The 15,947-nt window shown below is 46.7% G+C and carries 18 protein-coding genes; 11 read left to right on the top strand and 7 right to left on the bottom strand.

The annotated features are described in order from the left end of the window. The coding region (locus tag EOO50_RS16925; RefSeq protein WP_290841471.1) for a hypothetical protein at positions 1 to 501 on the top strand (501 nt) is incomplete at its 5' end. A gap of 317 nt (positions 502 to 818) precedes the next feature. Here EOO50_RS16925 and EOO50_RS16920 read toward each other — a convergent pair. Then, positions 819 to 1,337: a trigger factor family protein gene (locus EOO50_RS16920; protein ID WP_363331783.1), complete on the bottom strand. Its 519-nt coding sequence runs from the start codon at positions 1,335 to 1,337 to the stop codon at positions 819 to 821. Positions 1,338 to 1,420: 83 nt separating this feature from the next. Further along, complete coding sequence (locus EOO50_RS16915) at positions 1,421 to 1,759, bottom strand: phage holin family protein (protein WP_290841470.1); 339 nt, start codon at positions 1,757 to 1,759, stop codon at positions 1,421 to 1,423. A gap of 142 nt (positions 1,760 to 1,901) precedes the next feature. Between EOO50_RS16915 and EOO50_RS16910 the strand changes: the two genes are divergently transcribed. Both EOO50_RS16910 and EOO50_RS16905 read left to right on the top strand, forming a co-directional pair. Then, complete coding sequence (locus EOO50_RS16910; RefSeq protein WP_290841469.1) at positions 1,902 to 2,897, top strand: choice-of-anchor J domain-containing protein; 996 nt, start codon at positions 1,902 to 1,904, stop codon at positions 2,895 to 2,897. A gap of 114 nt (positions 2,898 to 3,011) precedes the next feature. Then, positions 3,012 to 4,319, top strand: a complete 1,308-nt coding sequence (locus EOO50_RS16905) for a T9SS type A sorting domain-containing protein (protein ID WP_290841468.1) — start codon at positions 3,012 to 3,014, stop codon at positions 4,317 to 4,319. Between the two features lie 46 nt (positions 4,320 to 4,365). Here EOO50_RS16905 and EOO50_RS16900 read toward each other — a convergent pair whose 3' ends face one another. Together EOO50_RS16900 and EOO50_RS16895 are read right to left on the bottom strand one after the other, a co-directional pair. Then, the gene (locus EOO50_RS16900) at positions 4,366 to 5,139 is read right to left on the bottom strand and encodes an alpha/beta fold hydrolase (RefSeq protein ID WP_290841467.1); all 774 of its coding nucleotides are present in this window, start codon (positions 5,137 to 5,139) and stop codon (positions 4,366 to 4,368) included. Continuing rightward, complete coding sequence (locus EOO50_RS16895) at positions 5,139 to 5,852, bottom strand: pyridoxine 5'-phosphate synthase (RefSeq protein ID WP_290841466.1); 714 nt, start codon at positions 5,850 to 5,852, stop codon at positions 5,139 to 5,141. The genes EOO50_RS16900 and EOO50_RS16895 overlap by 1 nt, the downstream gene beginning before the upstream one ends. 96 nt (positions 5,853 to 5,948) lie before the next feature. Here EOO50_RS16895 and EOO50_RS16890 point away from each other — a divergent pair, with 96 nt between their 5' ends. The 8 genes from EOO50_RS16890 to murI all read left to right on the top strand — a co-directional run bounded on the left by EOO50_RS16890 (position 5,949) and on the right by murI (position 14,199). Beyond that, on the top strand, positions 5,949 to 6,608 hold the full coding sequence (locus EOO50_RS16890; protein ID WP_290841465.1) for a CBS domain-containing protein: 660 nt from the start codon (positions 5,949 to 5,951) through the stop codon (positions 6,606 to 6,608). Between the two features lie 8 nt (positions 6,609 to 6,616). Further along, positions 6,617 to 7,501: an NAD kinase gene (locus EOO50_RS16885; RefSeq protein WP_290841464.1), complete on the top strand. Its 885-nt coding sequence runs from the start codon at positions 6,617 to 6,619 to the stop codon at positions 7,499 to 7,501. A gap of 165 nt (positions 7,502 to 7,666) precedes the next feature. Beyond that, the gene (locus EOO50_RS16880; protein ID WP_290841463.1) at positions 7,667 to 8,347 is read left to right on the top strand and encodes a DUF6089 family protein; all 681 of its coding nucleotides are present in this window, start codon (positions 7,667 to 7,669) and stop codon (positions 8,345 to 8,347) included. Further along, entirely contained in the window at positions 8,348 to 9,088 is a 741-nt protein-coding gene (locus tag EOO50_RS16875; protein WP_290841462.1) for an isoprenyl transferase, read from the top strand. It begins immediately after the preceding gene. Next, positions 9,060 to 11,723 carry an outer membrane protein assembly factor BamA gene (bamA, locus tag EOO50_RS16870; protein WP_290841461.1) on the top strand — a complete coding sequence of 888 codons (2,664 nt, stop codon included), beginning with the start codon at positions 9,060 to 9,062 and terminating at the stop codon, positions 11,721 to 11,723. Before EOO50_RS16875 ends, bamA begins: the two co-directional genes overlap by 29 nt. A 38-nt stretch (positions 11,724 to 11,761) precedes the next feature. Further along, positions 11,762 to 12,820 (top strand): OmpH family outer membrane protein, encoded by a 1,059-nt coding sequence (locus EOO50_RS16865; protein ID WP_290841460.1) that lies wholly within the window; start codon positions 11,762 to 11,764, stop codon positions 12,818 to 12,820. A 28-nt stretch (positions 12,821 to 12,848) separates the two neighbouring features. Beyond that, positions 12,849 to 13,355 (top strand): OmpH family outer membrane protein, encoded by a 507-nt coding sequence (locus EOO50_RS16860; protein WP_290841472.1) that lies wholly within the window; start codon positions 12,849 to 12,851, stop codon positions 13,353 to 13,355. A gap of 64 nt (positions 13,356 to 13,419) precedes the next feature. Further along, the gene (gene murI / locus EOO50_RS16855) at positions 13,420 to 14,199 is read left to right on the top strand and encodes a glutamate racemase (protein ID WP_290841459.1); all 780 of its coding nucleotides are present in this window, start codon (positions 13,420 to 13,422) and stop codon (positions 14,197 to 14,199) included. On the opposite strand, the gene EOO50_RS16850 is transcribed toward murI, so the two are convergent. The 3 genes from EOO50_RS16850 to EOO50_RS16840 all read right to left on the bottom strand — a co-directional run. Next, the gene (locus tag EOO50_RS16850) at positions 14,196 to 14,714 is read right to left on the bottom strand and encodes a gamma carbonic anhydrase family protein (protein WP_290841458.1); all 519 of its coding nucleotides are present in this window, start codon (positions 14,712 to 14,714) and stop codon (positions 14,196 to 14,198) included. The two genes, murI and EOO50_RS16850, sit on opposite strands and share 4 nt — an antisense overlap. 40 nt (positions 14,715 to 14,754) lie before the next feature. After that, the gene (locus EOO50_RS16845) at positions 14,755 to 15,753 is read right to left on the bottom strand and encodes a type IX secretion system membrane protein PorP/SprF (protein ID WP_290841457.1); all 999 of its coding nucleotides are present in this window, start codon (positions 15,751 to 15,753) and stop codon (positions 14,755 to 14,757) included. Positions 15,754 to 15,757: 4 nt separating this feature from the next. Next, a partial coding sequence (locus EOO50_RS16840) for a T9SS type B sorting domain-containing protein (RefSeq protein WP_290841456.1) occupies positions 15,758 to 15,947 on the bottom strand: 190 nt, incomplete at its 5' end.

The raw sequence follows: 15,947 nt of genomic DNA, 5'->3' as shown, positions 1-15,947 counted from the left end.
AATGGGGAACGCCCGCTGGAGATTCAGCCGAGAGTACGTGTCAGATCGAAGCAGGGAGAGCAGGCGGGAATCATCACAATTGCCAAAGCGGTTCCCACTCCTACTGCCTTTGCAAAGGGGAAGATGAAGGGAAAACCGAAGCCCCGGCTGAAGGGTGAGCCTGTCAACACCAACATCTCGGTGAATTTTACCGTAGCTTCCGACTCGTGCCCTTCCGGGGTGGAAGAAGTCACCGCGCTGGCAAAATGTTACCAGATCACCTCCTTGAATAATGGCTCAACTCCTGGAGTTGGGATCAGCTCCACGCAGCTTGCTGTCTTTCCTAACAATGCGACAAGTTATCCACTGACGATGACACCGGGCGTTGCATCGCCGGTAACTTTGAAATTCCCCAGCAGCACGGCGGGGATGCAGTTGATAGTGATCCTCACCGGTGAGGGAGAGGGAGAGAGTGGTCCTTGCACTTTTTCGGGGGCGCAAATTTTTGTTGTAAATCCATAAAGTGCGCGAAGAGTGCGCGGCTCATGAAGCCGCCCCGCTTAAGTCTTTCTGCCCTGACTGCTATTGCGTGTTACGCTGCCTCCGGTCTTACATCCGAGGCAGCGTTTCCTATTTACGAGCCATTCGATTACGTCAACGTGACGGAGAATGATGCGAATCAGGACGGGAAGACAGACCTCATGGGGCTGAATGGTGGGACTGGCTGGGGATCGGCCTGGCTTGAGACAACATTGAGCACAAATGCCGCAGCGGATACTCACCCTCGCGACTATTTTCAGGATTTCTCCTTGATGGCACCCACGGGGAATTCCGGTTTCTCATCGGGAGGATCGCTCCATATCTGGGGCTATGATTCCAAACTGGATACGCTCCAAACGAGCTCCAGGCTTAAACGCTCCTTTCTGGATCCAATCGTCTTCAGCGAGGTGAGTGAGATCGAACGGCAGCAGTGGCCGGGAGAAGCAGAGGTCGGCAAGTTCGATGTCGAAAGTCGGCGCCAGGCCAAGCTCGAATTCGAATTCGAAATCTTCCTTGTCAAGATCGAAGTTCTCGTTTGCCTTCGGAAGTGGATTTCCAAGGATTTCCAACTTTTCCTGTTGCAGGTATTTGTTCAGGTTTTCCTGAAGCACTTTGTTGATTTCCTCAAGCAAAACAGCCTTTCCGTATTGCTTTTTGATCAGGCTCATCGGCACTTGACCTTTTCGGAAACCTGGAATATTCGCATTCTTGCGGTAGTTCGCCAATACTTTTTCAACCTCCGGCTCGTAGTCGGCCTTGCTCATTTGAACCGTAACGACCGCGTTGAGCGCATCGACGTTATTTCTTGTGATATTCATTTGTATACGTACTAAAATTGGGTGGCAAAAGTACGTATTTTTTAGAATGTTGACAACTTAAAAAAATGTGCGATGTCAATAAGTCATTCTTTGCTGAACGAAAATAAGATTGCCTGGAAAAGCGATAGGATAAGGCTGAAAAGCAAAGCGGTTATGAACGAATCGATCGAAAATCCGCCGACTATTATGTCGCACAACAAAATTACGATCGCATTTATGACCAAAAGGAACAGCCCGAATGTGACGATCGTCACCGGCAACGTGAACAAGACAAGAATCGGTTTGATGAACAAATTCAACAACCCAAGCACGATTGCGACGATCAGCGAGGTGCCAAAACCGGCAACCGAAACCCCCGGCAGGAAATAAGAAATCAACATGACGAGCAATGCGGTGACGATAAGTCTAAGGATCAAATTCATAATGGAAGTTTTCCTAAAATTAATTCAAAAAAATATAATCGATTAAAATTCAATGAAACTTAACCTATTTTTATGAGGACAGCTTTACATTGGCTTGATTTATTTTTTACATTTGGGACAAATTAACGAAATACAGCATTTTATGAAAAAACTATTACTCTCTGTGTTTGCGCTTGCTTCTTTCGCATCATACGCGCAAACGACCTTGTACAGCGACGGATTCGAGTCGTATACTGACTTCGCGATCACTGGCTACGGCGGTTGGGTTACCATCGACGTTGATGGACTTGACACGTATATCGGAGGAACTGATTACGGTCAAGGTGAGTGGGCTCCACTTTGGGCTAATTCAGGCGACGCTATGGCGTTTCAAGTGTTCAATCCCACGACAGCAACGGGAACGGTTACCGCAACTGGAGCGACTGAAGCGGTCTTCAATGATCTTACCGGTGCCGGAGGCGAAACACGTAACTTCGATCCACACGGAGGCGCAAAGTACGCAGCGGCTTGGGGCGCAATTCCTGACGATAACACTGCCGGAAACAACGACTGGCTAATTAGCCCAGTAATTCAATTGGGAACTTCAGGAAACGTCGTGAAATTTTGGGTAAAAGCATTGTCTGACACGTATGGCCCGGAAGAATTCAATACCTATATTTTTTCAGGGACATCGGCTACTGCACCGACAGCGACTAATTTCACTCAAAAATTGAATTTGGGAACAGGTACTGTTTCGTCTTTCCTTAACTGGGTTGAACTTACATTCAACTTGCCTGCGACATACAACAGCCAGCAAGTTCGCATCGGTATCAATTACATCTCTGAAGACATTTACATGTTGCAAGTTGACGATTTCTTGGTTACTACGACCGGAAGCATGGGCGTGAACGATGCATTGTCATCTAAATTCTCAGTTTCTCCAAACCCAGCCAAAAACTCGGTATTCGTTGCGAACACAGGCGCGATCCAGATCGACAACGTGAGCATCGCCGACATCAATGGAAGAACTGTAAAAATGATTCCTTACGGAAACGTGACCGACGCTACGCTTGACATCTCTGATCTTGCAACAGGCGTTTACACGATGACAATCTCTACTCCTGATGGAAAAGCGGTTAAGAAGATCGTGAAGAACTAAGCATTTTTCAACATCATATCAAATCCCCTTTCGGTTTTCGGAAGGGGATTTTTTTTATGCTCATCCTGAAACAAAATAGTTTATATTTGTTATAAACGATTAAAAATCACTACTATGAAGAAAATTTTACTTTTGTCGGCCGTACTATCCGTTTCGGCTTTGCAGGCGCAATTTTTTACCGAGAAAGCCCTCGGCGCGTCAGTTCTTGGACGCGGCACCGACAACATGTCGATCGTGAGCGATAACGTGGTGTGGGCGAAATTGTTCGACGCACTCGGAGATGAAACTACTGTCAAGGAATACGCAAAAAGCACCGACGGCGGAAACACCTGGACATCGGCGACGATCACAGGAATCGGGATTCCCGCCACACTCGCTGTTGGATCCATAACCGCAGTTTCAGCCGACGTCGCCTGGGTTTCGATGTATCCGACGGCCGCAGCGAACGGCGGAATCTACAAAACCATAAACGGCGGAACGAGTTGGGCGAAACAAGCCACCGCATCGTTCAGCACGTCAGGTCAATCATTCGCCAACATCGTTTATTTCTGGGATGCCAACACAGGAATTTGTCAAGGCGATCCTGAAGGCGGATATTTTGAAATCTACTCGACGACGAACGGCGGAACGAACTGGACACGCGTCCCGTCGGCAAACATCGCCGCGCCTCTTACGAATGAATTCGGATATGTTCATAATTATGACGTGGTCGGAACGACGATGTGGTTCGGGACAAGCTTAGGCCGCATCTACAAATCGACGAATTCAGGTTTGAACTGGACGGCAAGCCAATCGCCGCTTACTGATTTTGGAGGAACGGGCGAATCGGGCGAATTGACATTCTCAGACGCCAACAAAGGACTTTTGATGTCGAGCACGGGAAGTTTATACAGAACGACAGACGGAGGCGCAAACTGGACCGTCGTAGTCCCAACAGGTATTTTCGGAACTTATTCGATGGAATACATTCCCGGAACACCGTCAGTGGTTTCATCGAGCGGCGCGGGTGACGCATTTTACAGCAACGATGACGGCTCGACTTGGACGCAGGTTACGGGCGATGGAATCTATCTCGATCTCGCCTTTAGAAATTACACGACAGGTTTCGCGGGCGGATTGGCATTGGATGCAACGACCGGCGGCATGAACAAATACACGGGAAGCGAACTTCTTGCACCTCGCGCCATAAAATCGGCAGTCGAAATCGCACCGAACCCGACGAACGGCCCATTGAAACTCAAAGGCGCGATCTTTACCGACGTAGCCGTTTTTGATCTCGCAGGAAAGCAAGTGTTCCAATATAACGGCGCCGGACAGGAAATGCTCGAGATCGATCTTTCATCACTTCAAAACGGAGCGTATCTCGTAAAGGCCACGACCGAAGCGGGAGCGTTGAGAACAGTCAAATTATTGAAATACTGAAATCCGATTCGCATAAAACAAAAAGCCCTCCATCACGAGGGCTTTTTTATTGTTTGAAGAAATACAGCGTACTTTCCAGAAATTCGGCGGGCTTTTCAGCGTGAAGCCAATGTCCGGCGTCTTTTATGGTCGCGATTACGGCTTTAGGGAAATGCTTTCGGATCAGATCGGCGTCTTCGTCCTTTACGTATTTCGAATTGCCGCCACGCAGAAATAACGTCGGCTTGTCGAAAGTCGCTTCATCGGGCAATGCTTCTCCGACGTTTTCGATTTCTTTGGTCAACACCGGCAGGTTGAACCTGAAACCCAATTGTCCGGGTTCGACCCAATACAGATTTTTCATGAGGAACTGAATCGTCCCGATGTCTTCCCCCAAATATTGTTTCATGATTTGCTCTACGTCGGCGCGGCTCGGCTTTTTCGAAAAATCGACGGCGTTCAACGACGCAAGGATGTCTTGGTGATGTTGTCGGTAATATTTCGGCGCGATGTCGGCCACTACCAATTTCTCTACCTTTTCAGAATACGTCGTCGCGAAAAGCATCGCGATCTTTCCGCCCATCGAATGCCCGATCATATAGCAGCTTTCGATTTGGTTGGCTTTGAGATATTCGGCCACATCATTTACCATCGCCTCGTAATTCGAAACATCCGAATGGAAACTCTTTCCGTGGTTGCGCATATCCAACGCGTGGACTTGAAAACCCTGTTCGGCGTATTGGCCTGAAAACGTTTTCCAGTTGTCGGACGTGCCCAAAAAACCGTGTATGATGACGAGCGGTTTGCCTTCGCCTTCTATCCTTGAATAAAGTACTTCCATTATTTAAGTCGTTGCAGATACATACTTACCACATTTTCGAGGCCGAGATACAAGGCTTCCGAAATCAACGCGTGCCCGATCGAAACCTCAAGCAAGTTCGGCACGTTCTGTTTGAAGAATTTCAAATTGTCCAGACTCAAATCGTGTCCTGCATTTACCCCAAGCCCGAGTTCACCCGCGCGTTTCGCAGCCGCGGCATACATTTGAACGCTTTGTTCGTTGCCGCCTGCATATTCGGTCGCGAACGATTCGGTGTAAAGTTCGATGCGGTCGGCTCCGGTTTCGGCCGCGCCATTTATCATTTCGAGGATGGGATCGACGAAGATCGACGTTCGGATGCCGTTGCGCTTGAATTCAGAAATCACTTCCTTCAAGAAGTCGCGATTCTTTATCGTATCCCAACCAGCGTTTGACGTCAAAGCATCCACGGCATCGGGCACGAGCGTCACCTGATCGGGTTTCACTTCAAGCACGAGGTCGATGAATTGCTTTTCAGGATTGCCTTCGATATTGTATTCGGTATGCACGATCGGCTTCAAATCGCGCGCATCCTGGTAACGGATGTGTCGCTCGTCAGGCCTTGGATGGATTGTGATTCCGTGGGCTCCGAAATTTTGGATATCGGTCGCGGCTTTGAGCAGATCGGGCACGTTTCCGCCTCTCGCATTGCGCAAGGTCGCGATCTTATTAATGTTGACGCTGAGTTTTGTCATGGTTATTACAGTACATTTACCTACAAAAATACAAAGTAAGCAAAGGCTTTTGTGCTAATTTTTGATTAATTTGCAGTCGCAACCCGAAGTGAAATTATGAGCGACATCACCGAATATATAAACAACGATTTCAGGCCGATAGACAGCAGCGAAACAGTAGGCGCGGTGAAGGATTTCTTCGCCGAGGAACATTTCACGCATTTTCCGGTGACTGAAGAGTCGATTTATATCGGTTCGATCGCCGCCGATGATGCCGAAACTTTCGAGGACGAAAAGGCGCTTACGCATTATCGTTACGCGATGGAAGGCTTCTTTGCAAGGACCAATATGATTTGGCTTGACGTGCTCGAACTTTTCGCACGCAACCAGACCAATGTGATTCCGGTACTCGACGAGACCAACAAATACGTGGGTTATTACGAGATTTCGGACATCATAAAATTGTTCAACGAGACGCCGTTTCTCAAGGAACAGGGCGGAATCATCGTAGTCGAAAAAGGAATTACCGATTATTCGATGGGCCAGATCACGCAAATCGTCGAAAGCAACAACGGGAAAATCCTGGGCATGTTCATATCCGAAGCCTCGGTCGACAAGGTCCAGGTAACGGTTAAGATCGCGATTGGCGGCATGAATGAGATTTTGCAGACGTTTCGTCGTTACGGATACGATGTGATCTCAGACCACCAGGAAGATACATACTTAAACAGTCTGCGCGATCGCTCGGATTACCTCGACAAATACCTGAACATTTGAGCAATCCAATGAAAGTCGCGATTTACGGTCAGTACTACCAAAACAGCACCGAGCCGATCATTAAGGACATTTTCGTGTTCTTTAATCGCAACAACGCCGACTTGTATATCGAGAAGAATTTCCTCGCGATTTTATACGAGAAGGAAATCGTCAAGAAGGAATACAAGACGTTTTCATCATACGAGGATTTGAATTCCGACTTCGATATTTTGATCAGCATCGGCGGCGACGGTACGATTTTACGCGCCGCGACATTGGTGCGCGACCTCGGAATTCCGATTCTTGGAATAAACGCAGGCCGACTCGGTTTCCTTGCGAGCGTCCAAAAAGACCACATCGACGAATTCATGCAATATGTGATCGACCGAAATTTCACGCTTTCGCCTCGAACGTTGCTAAGCCTCGAAGTCACACCCGAAATCGCCGAAGTCAAGGCGATCAATTTTGCGATGAACGAGATTTCGGTAAGCAGGAAAGACACGACTTCGATGATCACGATCGAAACCTGGCTCAACGGGGAATATCTGAATTCCTATTGGGCCGACGGCCTGATAATTTCAACACCGACGGGATCGACCGGATATTCACTGAGTTGCGGCGGTCCGATCTTGACGCCCGACGTGGAAAGCCTTGTGATAACGCCGATCGCGCCTCATAATCTCAATGCTCGTCCGCTTGTAATTCCCGACAAGACTGAAATCCGACTTCGGGTTACAGGACGCGAGGAACATTACTTGGTTTCTCTTGATTCGCGCATCGCCACGGTCAGGAACGAATCGGAACTGATTATCCGGAAAACGCCTTTCCAGATCAACATGGTCGAGATTCCGGGCGACACTTTCCTGAACACTTTGCGCAACAAACTTCTTTGGGGCGAGGACAAACGAAATTAAGCCAAATTTTCTCCCGGCGATACTATTAGCGGTCGCGTTGCCGTTTACGTGTTGTGTCCGCACAAAAATTATTCACTAACAGTGCCGTATAATTTTGACAGTTTTACTTCTAAATACCTTTAGAAGTGCTCTTAATTGTTATATTTGCACGCTATTTTAAATTCAATGAACAGGATTTTTGTCTTAGTTTTTTGCATATTCGGCCTGACCGCATCAACTGCGCAGATCCACGAGATCGGTGGCTTTTTGGGCGGCAGTAATTTTATAGGCGACGTAGGGAAAACAAATTATATCTCTCCAAATGAATTCGCATACGGAATTTTGTACAAATGGAATCGCAGCCCGCGCCACTCCTGGAGATTCTCATATACGCAGTCAAAGCTTACGGCGAACGACCTCGACTCGAAAGAAGCAGCCCGAAAAGCCCGTGGTTTCAACTTCGAGAACAATGTTAAAGAGCTATCGGCAGGACTCGAATTCAACTTTTTTGACTTTAATTTGCACGAAGGAAAAAAACTCGTGACGCCCTATGTTTTCACGGGTTTGAACTATTTTATATACGAGCAGTTGTACCAGCTTGACGGATATAAGAAAGACTACCGCGACGGCTCGCTCGCAATCCCGATGGTTTTGGGAGTCAAGTCGAACATCGCCGAGAATTGGATACTTGGCGTCGAAGTAGGTGCGCGCTGGACGTTCACTGACAACATCGACGGCAGCAACCCTGATAATGAAAACCTTACGCCGCTTGCATTCGGCAATATAAACAATAAGGATTGGTATATGTTTTCAGGCGTTACCCTTACCTACACTTTTGGAAACAGACCGTGCTATTGCGCTGATTAGATGAACCTTTTAGACCAAATAAACAAAGACAACCTGCCCAAGCATCTCGCCATCATCATGGACGGGAACGGCCGATGGGCGAAACAAAAAGGGATGTTGCGCGCATTTGGACATGAAAATGGAAGCAAGTCGGTTCGTATCGCGGTGGAAACGTGCGCACGTCTCGGCGTTGAAAACCTCACGCTCTACGCCTTTTCTACTGAAAATTGGAATCGTCCGAAACTCGAGGTCGACACGTTGATGAAATTGCTTGTGAGTTCACTCAGAAGCGAGCAGAAAACGCTTCACGAAAATAATATCAAGCTTAACATAATCGGCAATCCCGACAAACTTCCGAAAGGTGTTTTCAAGGAACTCAATGAGGTCATCGAAAAAACCAAAAACAACTCCAGAATGACGCTCACACTGGCCTTAAGCTATGGTTCGCGAGAGGAAATTACGAGTGCTTTTAAGGAAATTGCGTTAAAGGTTAAAAATAATATAATTCTAATTGACGAGGTTGACGAATCAATTATTAATCAGCATCTTTACACGCAAAATCTACCCGACGTGGATTTGCTGATACGCACCAGTGGCGAGCATCGGATAAGCAATTTTCTACTTTGGCAGATCGCCTATGCAGAGTTGTATTTCACCGACGTACTGTGGCCCGATTTCAGAGAGGAAGATTTATATCAGGCCATCATCAGCTATCAAAAACGGGAACGAAGATTTGGTAAAACCAGCGAACAAATTAAATAATTTTTTAGTGTTACAAAAAAACTCAGGGCTAGCTCTACTCATTCTGCTTTTAGGAACGTTTTCGCAACTTCGCGCCCAAGACAGGCTCCAAGGCAATAAGTACATCCTTGCCGATGTTGCCGTTACCGGTAAAATTACGTTCAACCAACAAACGGTCGTGACATTTACGGGACTTCAAAAAGGACAGGAAATCACGGTTCCGGGCGAGCAGATCAGTAACGCGATCAAGAAACTTGGAAAATTAGGTTTGTTCAGCGATATCGAATTTTATGTCGATCGCGTGGAAAACGACAGTATCTGGCTTGAGCTCTACATCAACGAACTTCCAAAGCTCAACGAGGTCAAGATCACAGGCGTCAAAAAGGGTAAAATCGACGATATAATCAAGGAAACCAGCCTTACGAAGGGTAAGGTCGTTAACGAAAACTTGATTACGACGACGCGCAACTACATCGAGAATAAGTACAAAAAAGACGGATATTACAGCACGAAAGTGAACATCAACACGGTCGCCGATACAACGTCAGGAAACAACGTGAACATGGTCGTGGCCGTAGATCGTGGCAAAAAGATAAAGATTGACAAGATCAATATCGAAGGCAACGAAAAATACACCGATGGCCGCTTGCGCCGCACGATGAAAGGCACTAAACAACGCAATTTCCTACGCGTTTGGAAAGCGTCCAAATTCATCCCTGAAAAATACAAGGAAGATCTTACCGCAATGACCGACCTATATAAGGAGAACGGGTATCGCGATGCGCGTATCGTTTACGATTCGGTGAAATTCAACCAGAAAGATAAAGACATCACGATCGACATCAAGCTCGAGGAAGGCCGTAAATATTATTTCGGGGACGTGAAGTTCCTTGGAAATACGGTTTATTCGGATCAGGCGTTGCAACGCATGCTCGGGATCAAGCGAGGCGATATCTACAACGGGGTTTTACTTGAAAAACGAATTTCAGACAAGACAAAACCTGACGGAGAAGACATCACCAACGAATACCAAAACAACGGTTACTTGTTCTCGAATATCAATGCTGTCGAAGTCCGAACTGAAAACGACACCATCGACTTTGAAATTCGCATAACTGAAGGACCGCTCGCCTACTTCAACAAAATCTCCGTAGTCGGAAACGATCGCACGAATGACGAAGTGATCTACCGAGAACTGCGCACCAAACCGGGCCAGAGATACAGCAAGGCTGAAATCGTACGTTCGATTCGCGAACTCGGTGCTTTAGGATTTTTCGATCCCGAGGCGATCCGTCCTGACCTCAGGAATGTAGATCCGGCTGCCGGAACCGTCGATGTGGAATGGAGCGTCGTCGAAAAAGGCTCGAGCCAGGTGGAACTTCAAGGTGGTTACGGAGGCGGTGGTTTCATCGGAACCCTTGGATTGTCGTTCAACAACTTCTCGATGCGAAACATCTTCAACAAGGACGCGTATCATCCGCTGCCGATGGGTGACGGACAAAAAGTATCGTTGCGCCTTCAGGGAAGCTCATACTTCCAGACCTACAGCGCGTCGTTCTCGGAGCCTTGGTTCGGAGGTAGAAAACCGGTACAGTTCAGTGCTTCGGTTTCACACAGTAAGCAATTCCTTACCAACTATAGTTCGGGAAGCGCCGACGTGGATCGCGAAAAGAGTTTCAACATCACGTCACTCACGGTCGGTTTGGCAAAAAGACTCACGGTTCCTGACGATTCATTCGTATTGTCGCACGCGTTGAGTTTCCAATATTACGACTTGAACAACTATAACACAGGCTTGTTTACTTTTGGTGACGGATCTTCGAGAAACCTTTCGTACACGATCGGTCTTAGCCGAAATAACAAAGGTGTCAACCCGATTTTCCCGACATACGGTTCTGAATTTTCGGTCACGGCCAAATTCACGCCTCCGTATTCGATGTTCAACAAAATCGATTACGGCGACCTCCAAAACCAAGCGGAATACAAGCTTACCAACAAAGGCGACGAATATTACGACGCAAACGATAATTTCGTGAGCCAGGGCGATTATATCGACGCCGACGGTAATCGAGTGGATAACTTCGAGGACGCCGCAGTCGACCAATCGAAAGTCGATCAAAAGAAATTCAACTGGCTCGAATATTATAAAATAAAATTCAAAGCTGATTGGTATACCAAAATTTATGGTAAATTAGTGCTTCGTACCTTGGGTGAATTCGGCTTGATGGGCGCCTACAACAACGAGAGAGGATTGGTTCCGTTCGAACGTTTCTTCTTGGGTGGCGACGGTTTGGCGAACTTCTCCCTTGACGGACGCGAGGTGATACAATTGCGCGGTTATCCAAACCAATCGTTATCATCGACCGACGGCGGTACTATTTACAACAAGTTCTCAATGGAATTGCGTTATCCGATCTCATTGGCATCCACAGCATCGATATTCGTCCTTACTTTTGCCGAAGCCGGAGCGGCCTATGACAATTTTAAGGAATATAATCCGTTTGTGTTACAGCGATCAGCTGGTTTCGGGCTTAGAGTGTTCATGCCTGCGTTTGGATTGCTGGGAATTGACTTCGGACACGGATTCGATGCGATCCCCGGGCAAACCGGAAGAAACGGATGGGAAACGCATTTTATCATCGGGCAGCAATTCTAGATCGTTTTGGCACGATATTTAGTAAAGCATTTTTAGTTATGAAAAGAATTCTTTTATTCCTGTTACCCGTTTTCGCAATCTCGTTAACAGCGCATTCCCAGAGCCGCGGAGTCCGTATCGGTTATATCGATATGGAATTTATCCTCGCAAGCGTTCCGGATTACGCCGAAGCGAAAAACCAATTGGAGCAGAAAGCCCAAAAATGGAAACAGGAAATCGAGACTAAAAGAGCCGATATCACCAAACTCAAAGACAATCTCAAAACCGAAAGGGTTTTACTCACCAAGGAACTTATCGAAGAACGCGAGGAAGAAATCGCCTTCCAGGAAAAAGAACTTTTGGATTACCAACAACAGCGATTCGGGCCTACGGGCGATCTCGTCACCCAAAAGGCGGTGTTGATCAAACCGATCCAGGACCAGGTTTTTACCGCGGCCCAGGATATTGCCGAAGCGAAGAAATACGATTTCATTTTCGATAAGTCATCTGACCTTACGATGTTGTTCGCCGCGAAGAAATTCGACATCAGTGAACAGGTCATCCGATCGCTTACAAGAGCGTCGCGCCGTGAACAGATGAGCAAGAAACAAATCAAGGAAGAAGCCGCGAAAGAAGCCAAGGAAGACATGATCGATGAGAATCCTGCTTTGGCCGAAAGACAAAAAGTCCTTGACCAGAAGAAAGCCGACCGCGAAAAACTCGTCGAAGAAAGAAAACTGGCGGCCGAAACTAGAAAACAGGAAGCCGAAGCGAGACGCGCCCAACTCAAAGCTGAAAAAGAAGCCAAGAAAAACGGTACTACCGTAGCTCCGGCAACGACGACTACGACAACTGACAATAAGACGGCGACCGACAAAACATCGGGCATGAAAACGGAAACAGCAGGCAAAACAGCTACTGATTCCACGCAACAGGATGCAAAAACCAAGTCGGCGGCTGCCCGTGCGAAAGCACTCGAAGACCGCAAAAAAACGGCAGACGAAAGACGTCAAAAAGCACTCGATGCCCGTGAAGCTTTGAAGAAAGCAAAGGAAGAGGAAAAACTAAAGGCGACGAAACCTTCGGATTCTGTTCCCGCACTCCCGAAAACAAATTAAAAACAAATAATAATTAATACTAAAAATGATGAAACAATTGAAAACTTTACTAATAGCTGCAGTTGCTTTTTTTGGCACGACTCAGGCCATTAATGCCCAGGCAAAAGTTGCTCATGTAGATGTTAGTGAATTGATGCAGAAGATGCCGGCGATGATAGACGCTCAAAAACAACTTGAAAAACTTAGCGGTACATACGATACAGAATACAAAACGATGGTTGAGGAATTTCAAGCCAAAGTAAAAAAATACGAGCAGGAATCGACTTTGCCAGGTACTACCGAGCAAATGAACGAAGAGCGTTCTAAGGAAGTTCAGGACATGCAAAAGAGAATCGTCGACTACAGGGACAACGCTCAAAAAGAACTTCAAAAGAAAGAGGCTGACCTCGTGAAACCAATCATGGATAAAGTGAAAGCTTCTATCACGAAAGTTGGGAAAGCAAAAGGTTACCAGTACGTGCTTAACGGAACGGACTTGCTTTTGGCCGACGGTCCGAACATCACTGCCGACGTTAAAAAAGACTTAGGTTTCTAATAAAAACCGAATCGATACCAAGAACTGCCCCAACAACGGGCAGTTTTTTTTTACTTTTGTTTTTATGGAGAACAACAATCCGATTGGCATATTCGATTCAGGCATTGGCGGAACTTCAATCTGGAAGGAAATCCACCGACTGCTTCCATCTGAAGATACGATTTATCTCGCCGACAGTAAAAACGCTCCTTACGGTCAAAAGTCGAAAGATGAGATCGTCGCGCTCAGCATCAAGAACACCGAACACTTACTCGAACGAAACTGCAAACTCATCGTCGTGGCGTGCAATACCGCGACTACGAATGCGATAAAGGAACTTCGGGAAACGTACGATGTGCCGTTCATCGGGATAGAACCTGCGATCAAGCCCGCGGCTTTGGATTCGAAGACGCATACAATCGGCGTTCTGGCAACGAAAGGAACGCTGAGCAGCGAACTTTTCAGCAAGGCGGTCGAGACTTACCAAAATACCAAAATCATCGAACAGGTCGGTTATAATCTCGTGGCGTTGATCGAGAACGGACAAATGCATTCGTCTGAAATGACAAGACTTCTCGAAGAATACTTATCTCCGATGGTCGATGCGAATATTGATTATCTCGTTTTGGGCTGCAGCCACTATCCGTACCTGATTCCGCAAATCCGAAAAATTCTTCCGGACCACGTGCAGATCATTGATTCGGGTGAGGCCGTCGCGCGTCATACCCAAAAATTACTGGTAGAAAAAGTAGGGACCGCAACCTCAGGCAAGGAAGCAAAAACTGAATTTTACACGAACGCCGACCCAAAAGTATTGTCGGACATTCTTTCAAACGAATATTCGGTACTTGTAAGGGATTTTTAGCTTTCCTCGGTAAACCAACTTGCGTACATCACGTAATTGTTCGAGATTCGGCCTATTTCGCCCGCAAACGCTGACTCATCTATGTCTTTCACTTTCTTCGCGGGAACTCCGGCATAAATGCTTCCTGATTCGACCACGGTATTTTGCGTCACGACGGCTCCGGCTGCGATAATCGAATTACTTCCGATCACGCAATTGTCCATCACAATCGCTCCCATTCCTATGAGCACGTTATCGTTCACGGTACAGCCATGCACGATCGCATTGTGTCCGATGGAAACGTTATTTCCGATTATCGTCGGATGCTTCTGGTAGGTGCAATGGATCACGGCTCCGTCCTGTATATTTACTTTATTGCCGACCTTAATGAAATGCACGTCGCCTCGTACGACGGCATTGAACCATACGGAGCACGAAGCGCCAAAGGTTACGTCTCCAATAATAGTCGCGTTGTCGGCTACGAAACAATCTGCTGGAATATTTGGCGTTTTGCCATTTACGGTTTTGATCAACATGGTATAAAAAATAAGTCCCGATAAATATCGGGACTTTCTATTAATTTACTGCAGGACAATTACAGTGGTATTTCTCTCGCTGGCAGAATAAGTTGAAGCCGAGCGTTATCTGGTGGAAACCTCCGGTCGCGAATTTCGCGTCCCCGGTCAAATACGAATACGTGTAGGCGAACATGAAGTTCTGGTAATTGATCCCGACAAGCGGCGTGAAATATTGTAGGTGTTGCTCCTTCGTATCGCTTCCGCTTAGGTATTCAGCTCCGTCGAGTTGTCTTCTATATGAAAGTCCACCCCATATTCTTCCGAAATCCATGTTTTTGTAAACTTTGAGGTTGACGTCAAATGCCTTTTCAGCAGTCTCGTCGGTGTATTGAAATAATACCGACGGCTCCCAAAGAAGACTGTCTTCCTTTCCGAAAACATAACCTGCGCTAAGCAAATACTTTCTCAAGTTGTCCGACTCATATCCCGAATAAATTTCTCTTCTCGTCTCGATCGCATTCTTTACGGTGAAATGCGCGTAGAAATCAAGGAAGTTATACGAAGCACCGATGTCGACGTTGAAGTATGAATCTTTTTGGACGATTGTACCATCAACACTCGGATCGTAATCCCCTGAGTTCAAAAAGTCCGTTTCATCAAGCCTACTTTGGATGAGTCCGATACTCATACCGAATGACAATTGGTTCAAATCGACAGCATCCCTTGAAAACATGATGTGGTGAGCATAGGTAAGTTTTACACCCGTTTGAGAATGATAACCGTTGCGGTCATTAAAAACGATGATACCGGCACCTGATCTCTCGCCAATGCTTCCGTTCAAACTCAACGTCTGCAAAGCTGGAGCGTCATCTTGACCTAACCATTGGTTACGCGCTGTCAACCTTACTTTGGCACAACTCGCAGCACCCGCCATTGATGGGTGGATCAAATAATAGTTATCCGTCAAATAATCTGAATAAACGGCTATTCCTTCTTGTGATACAGCTAATTGGCTTATAAATAATACTAAAAATAAATACCTCTTTTTAAGATTCATGGGGTTATCGTTTTAATGAAAAATGGGCTTTAAATTCTTTCATGCCTCCTGTATTAGGATCCGGATATTCAATGGTGAACCAGTAATCGGTCGACGGCATCGGGTGTCCGTTGTATGTTCCGTCCCATCCGTCCTGGCCTTCCTTGTTAGGGGCGATCTGCTTGATGAGTTTCCCATAGCGGTCAAAGATATAA

This window comes from Flavobacterium sp. (assembly GCF_004211145.1).
Taxonomy (GTDB): Bacteria; Bacteroidota; Bacteroidia; order Flavobacteriales; family Flavobacteriaceae; genus Flavobacterium.
The sequence above is the reverse complement of the archived record's forward strand: the minus strand, read 5'-3'. Positions and strand labels throughout refer to the sequence as shown.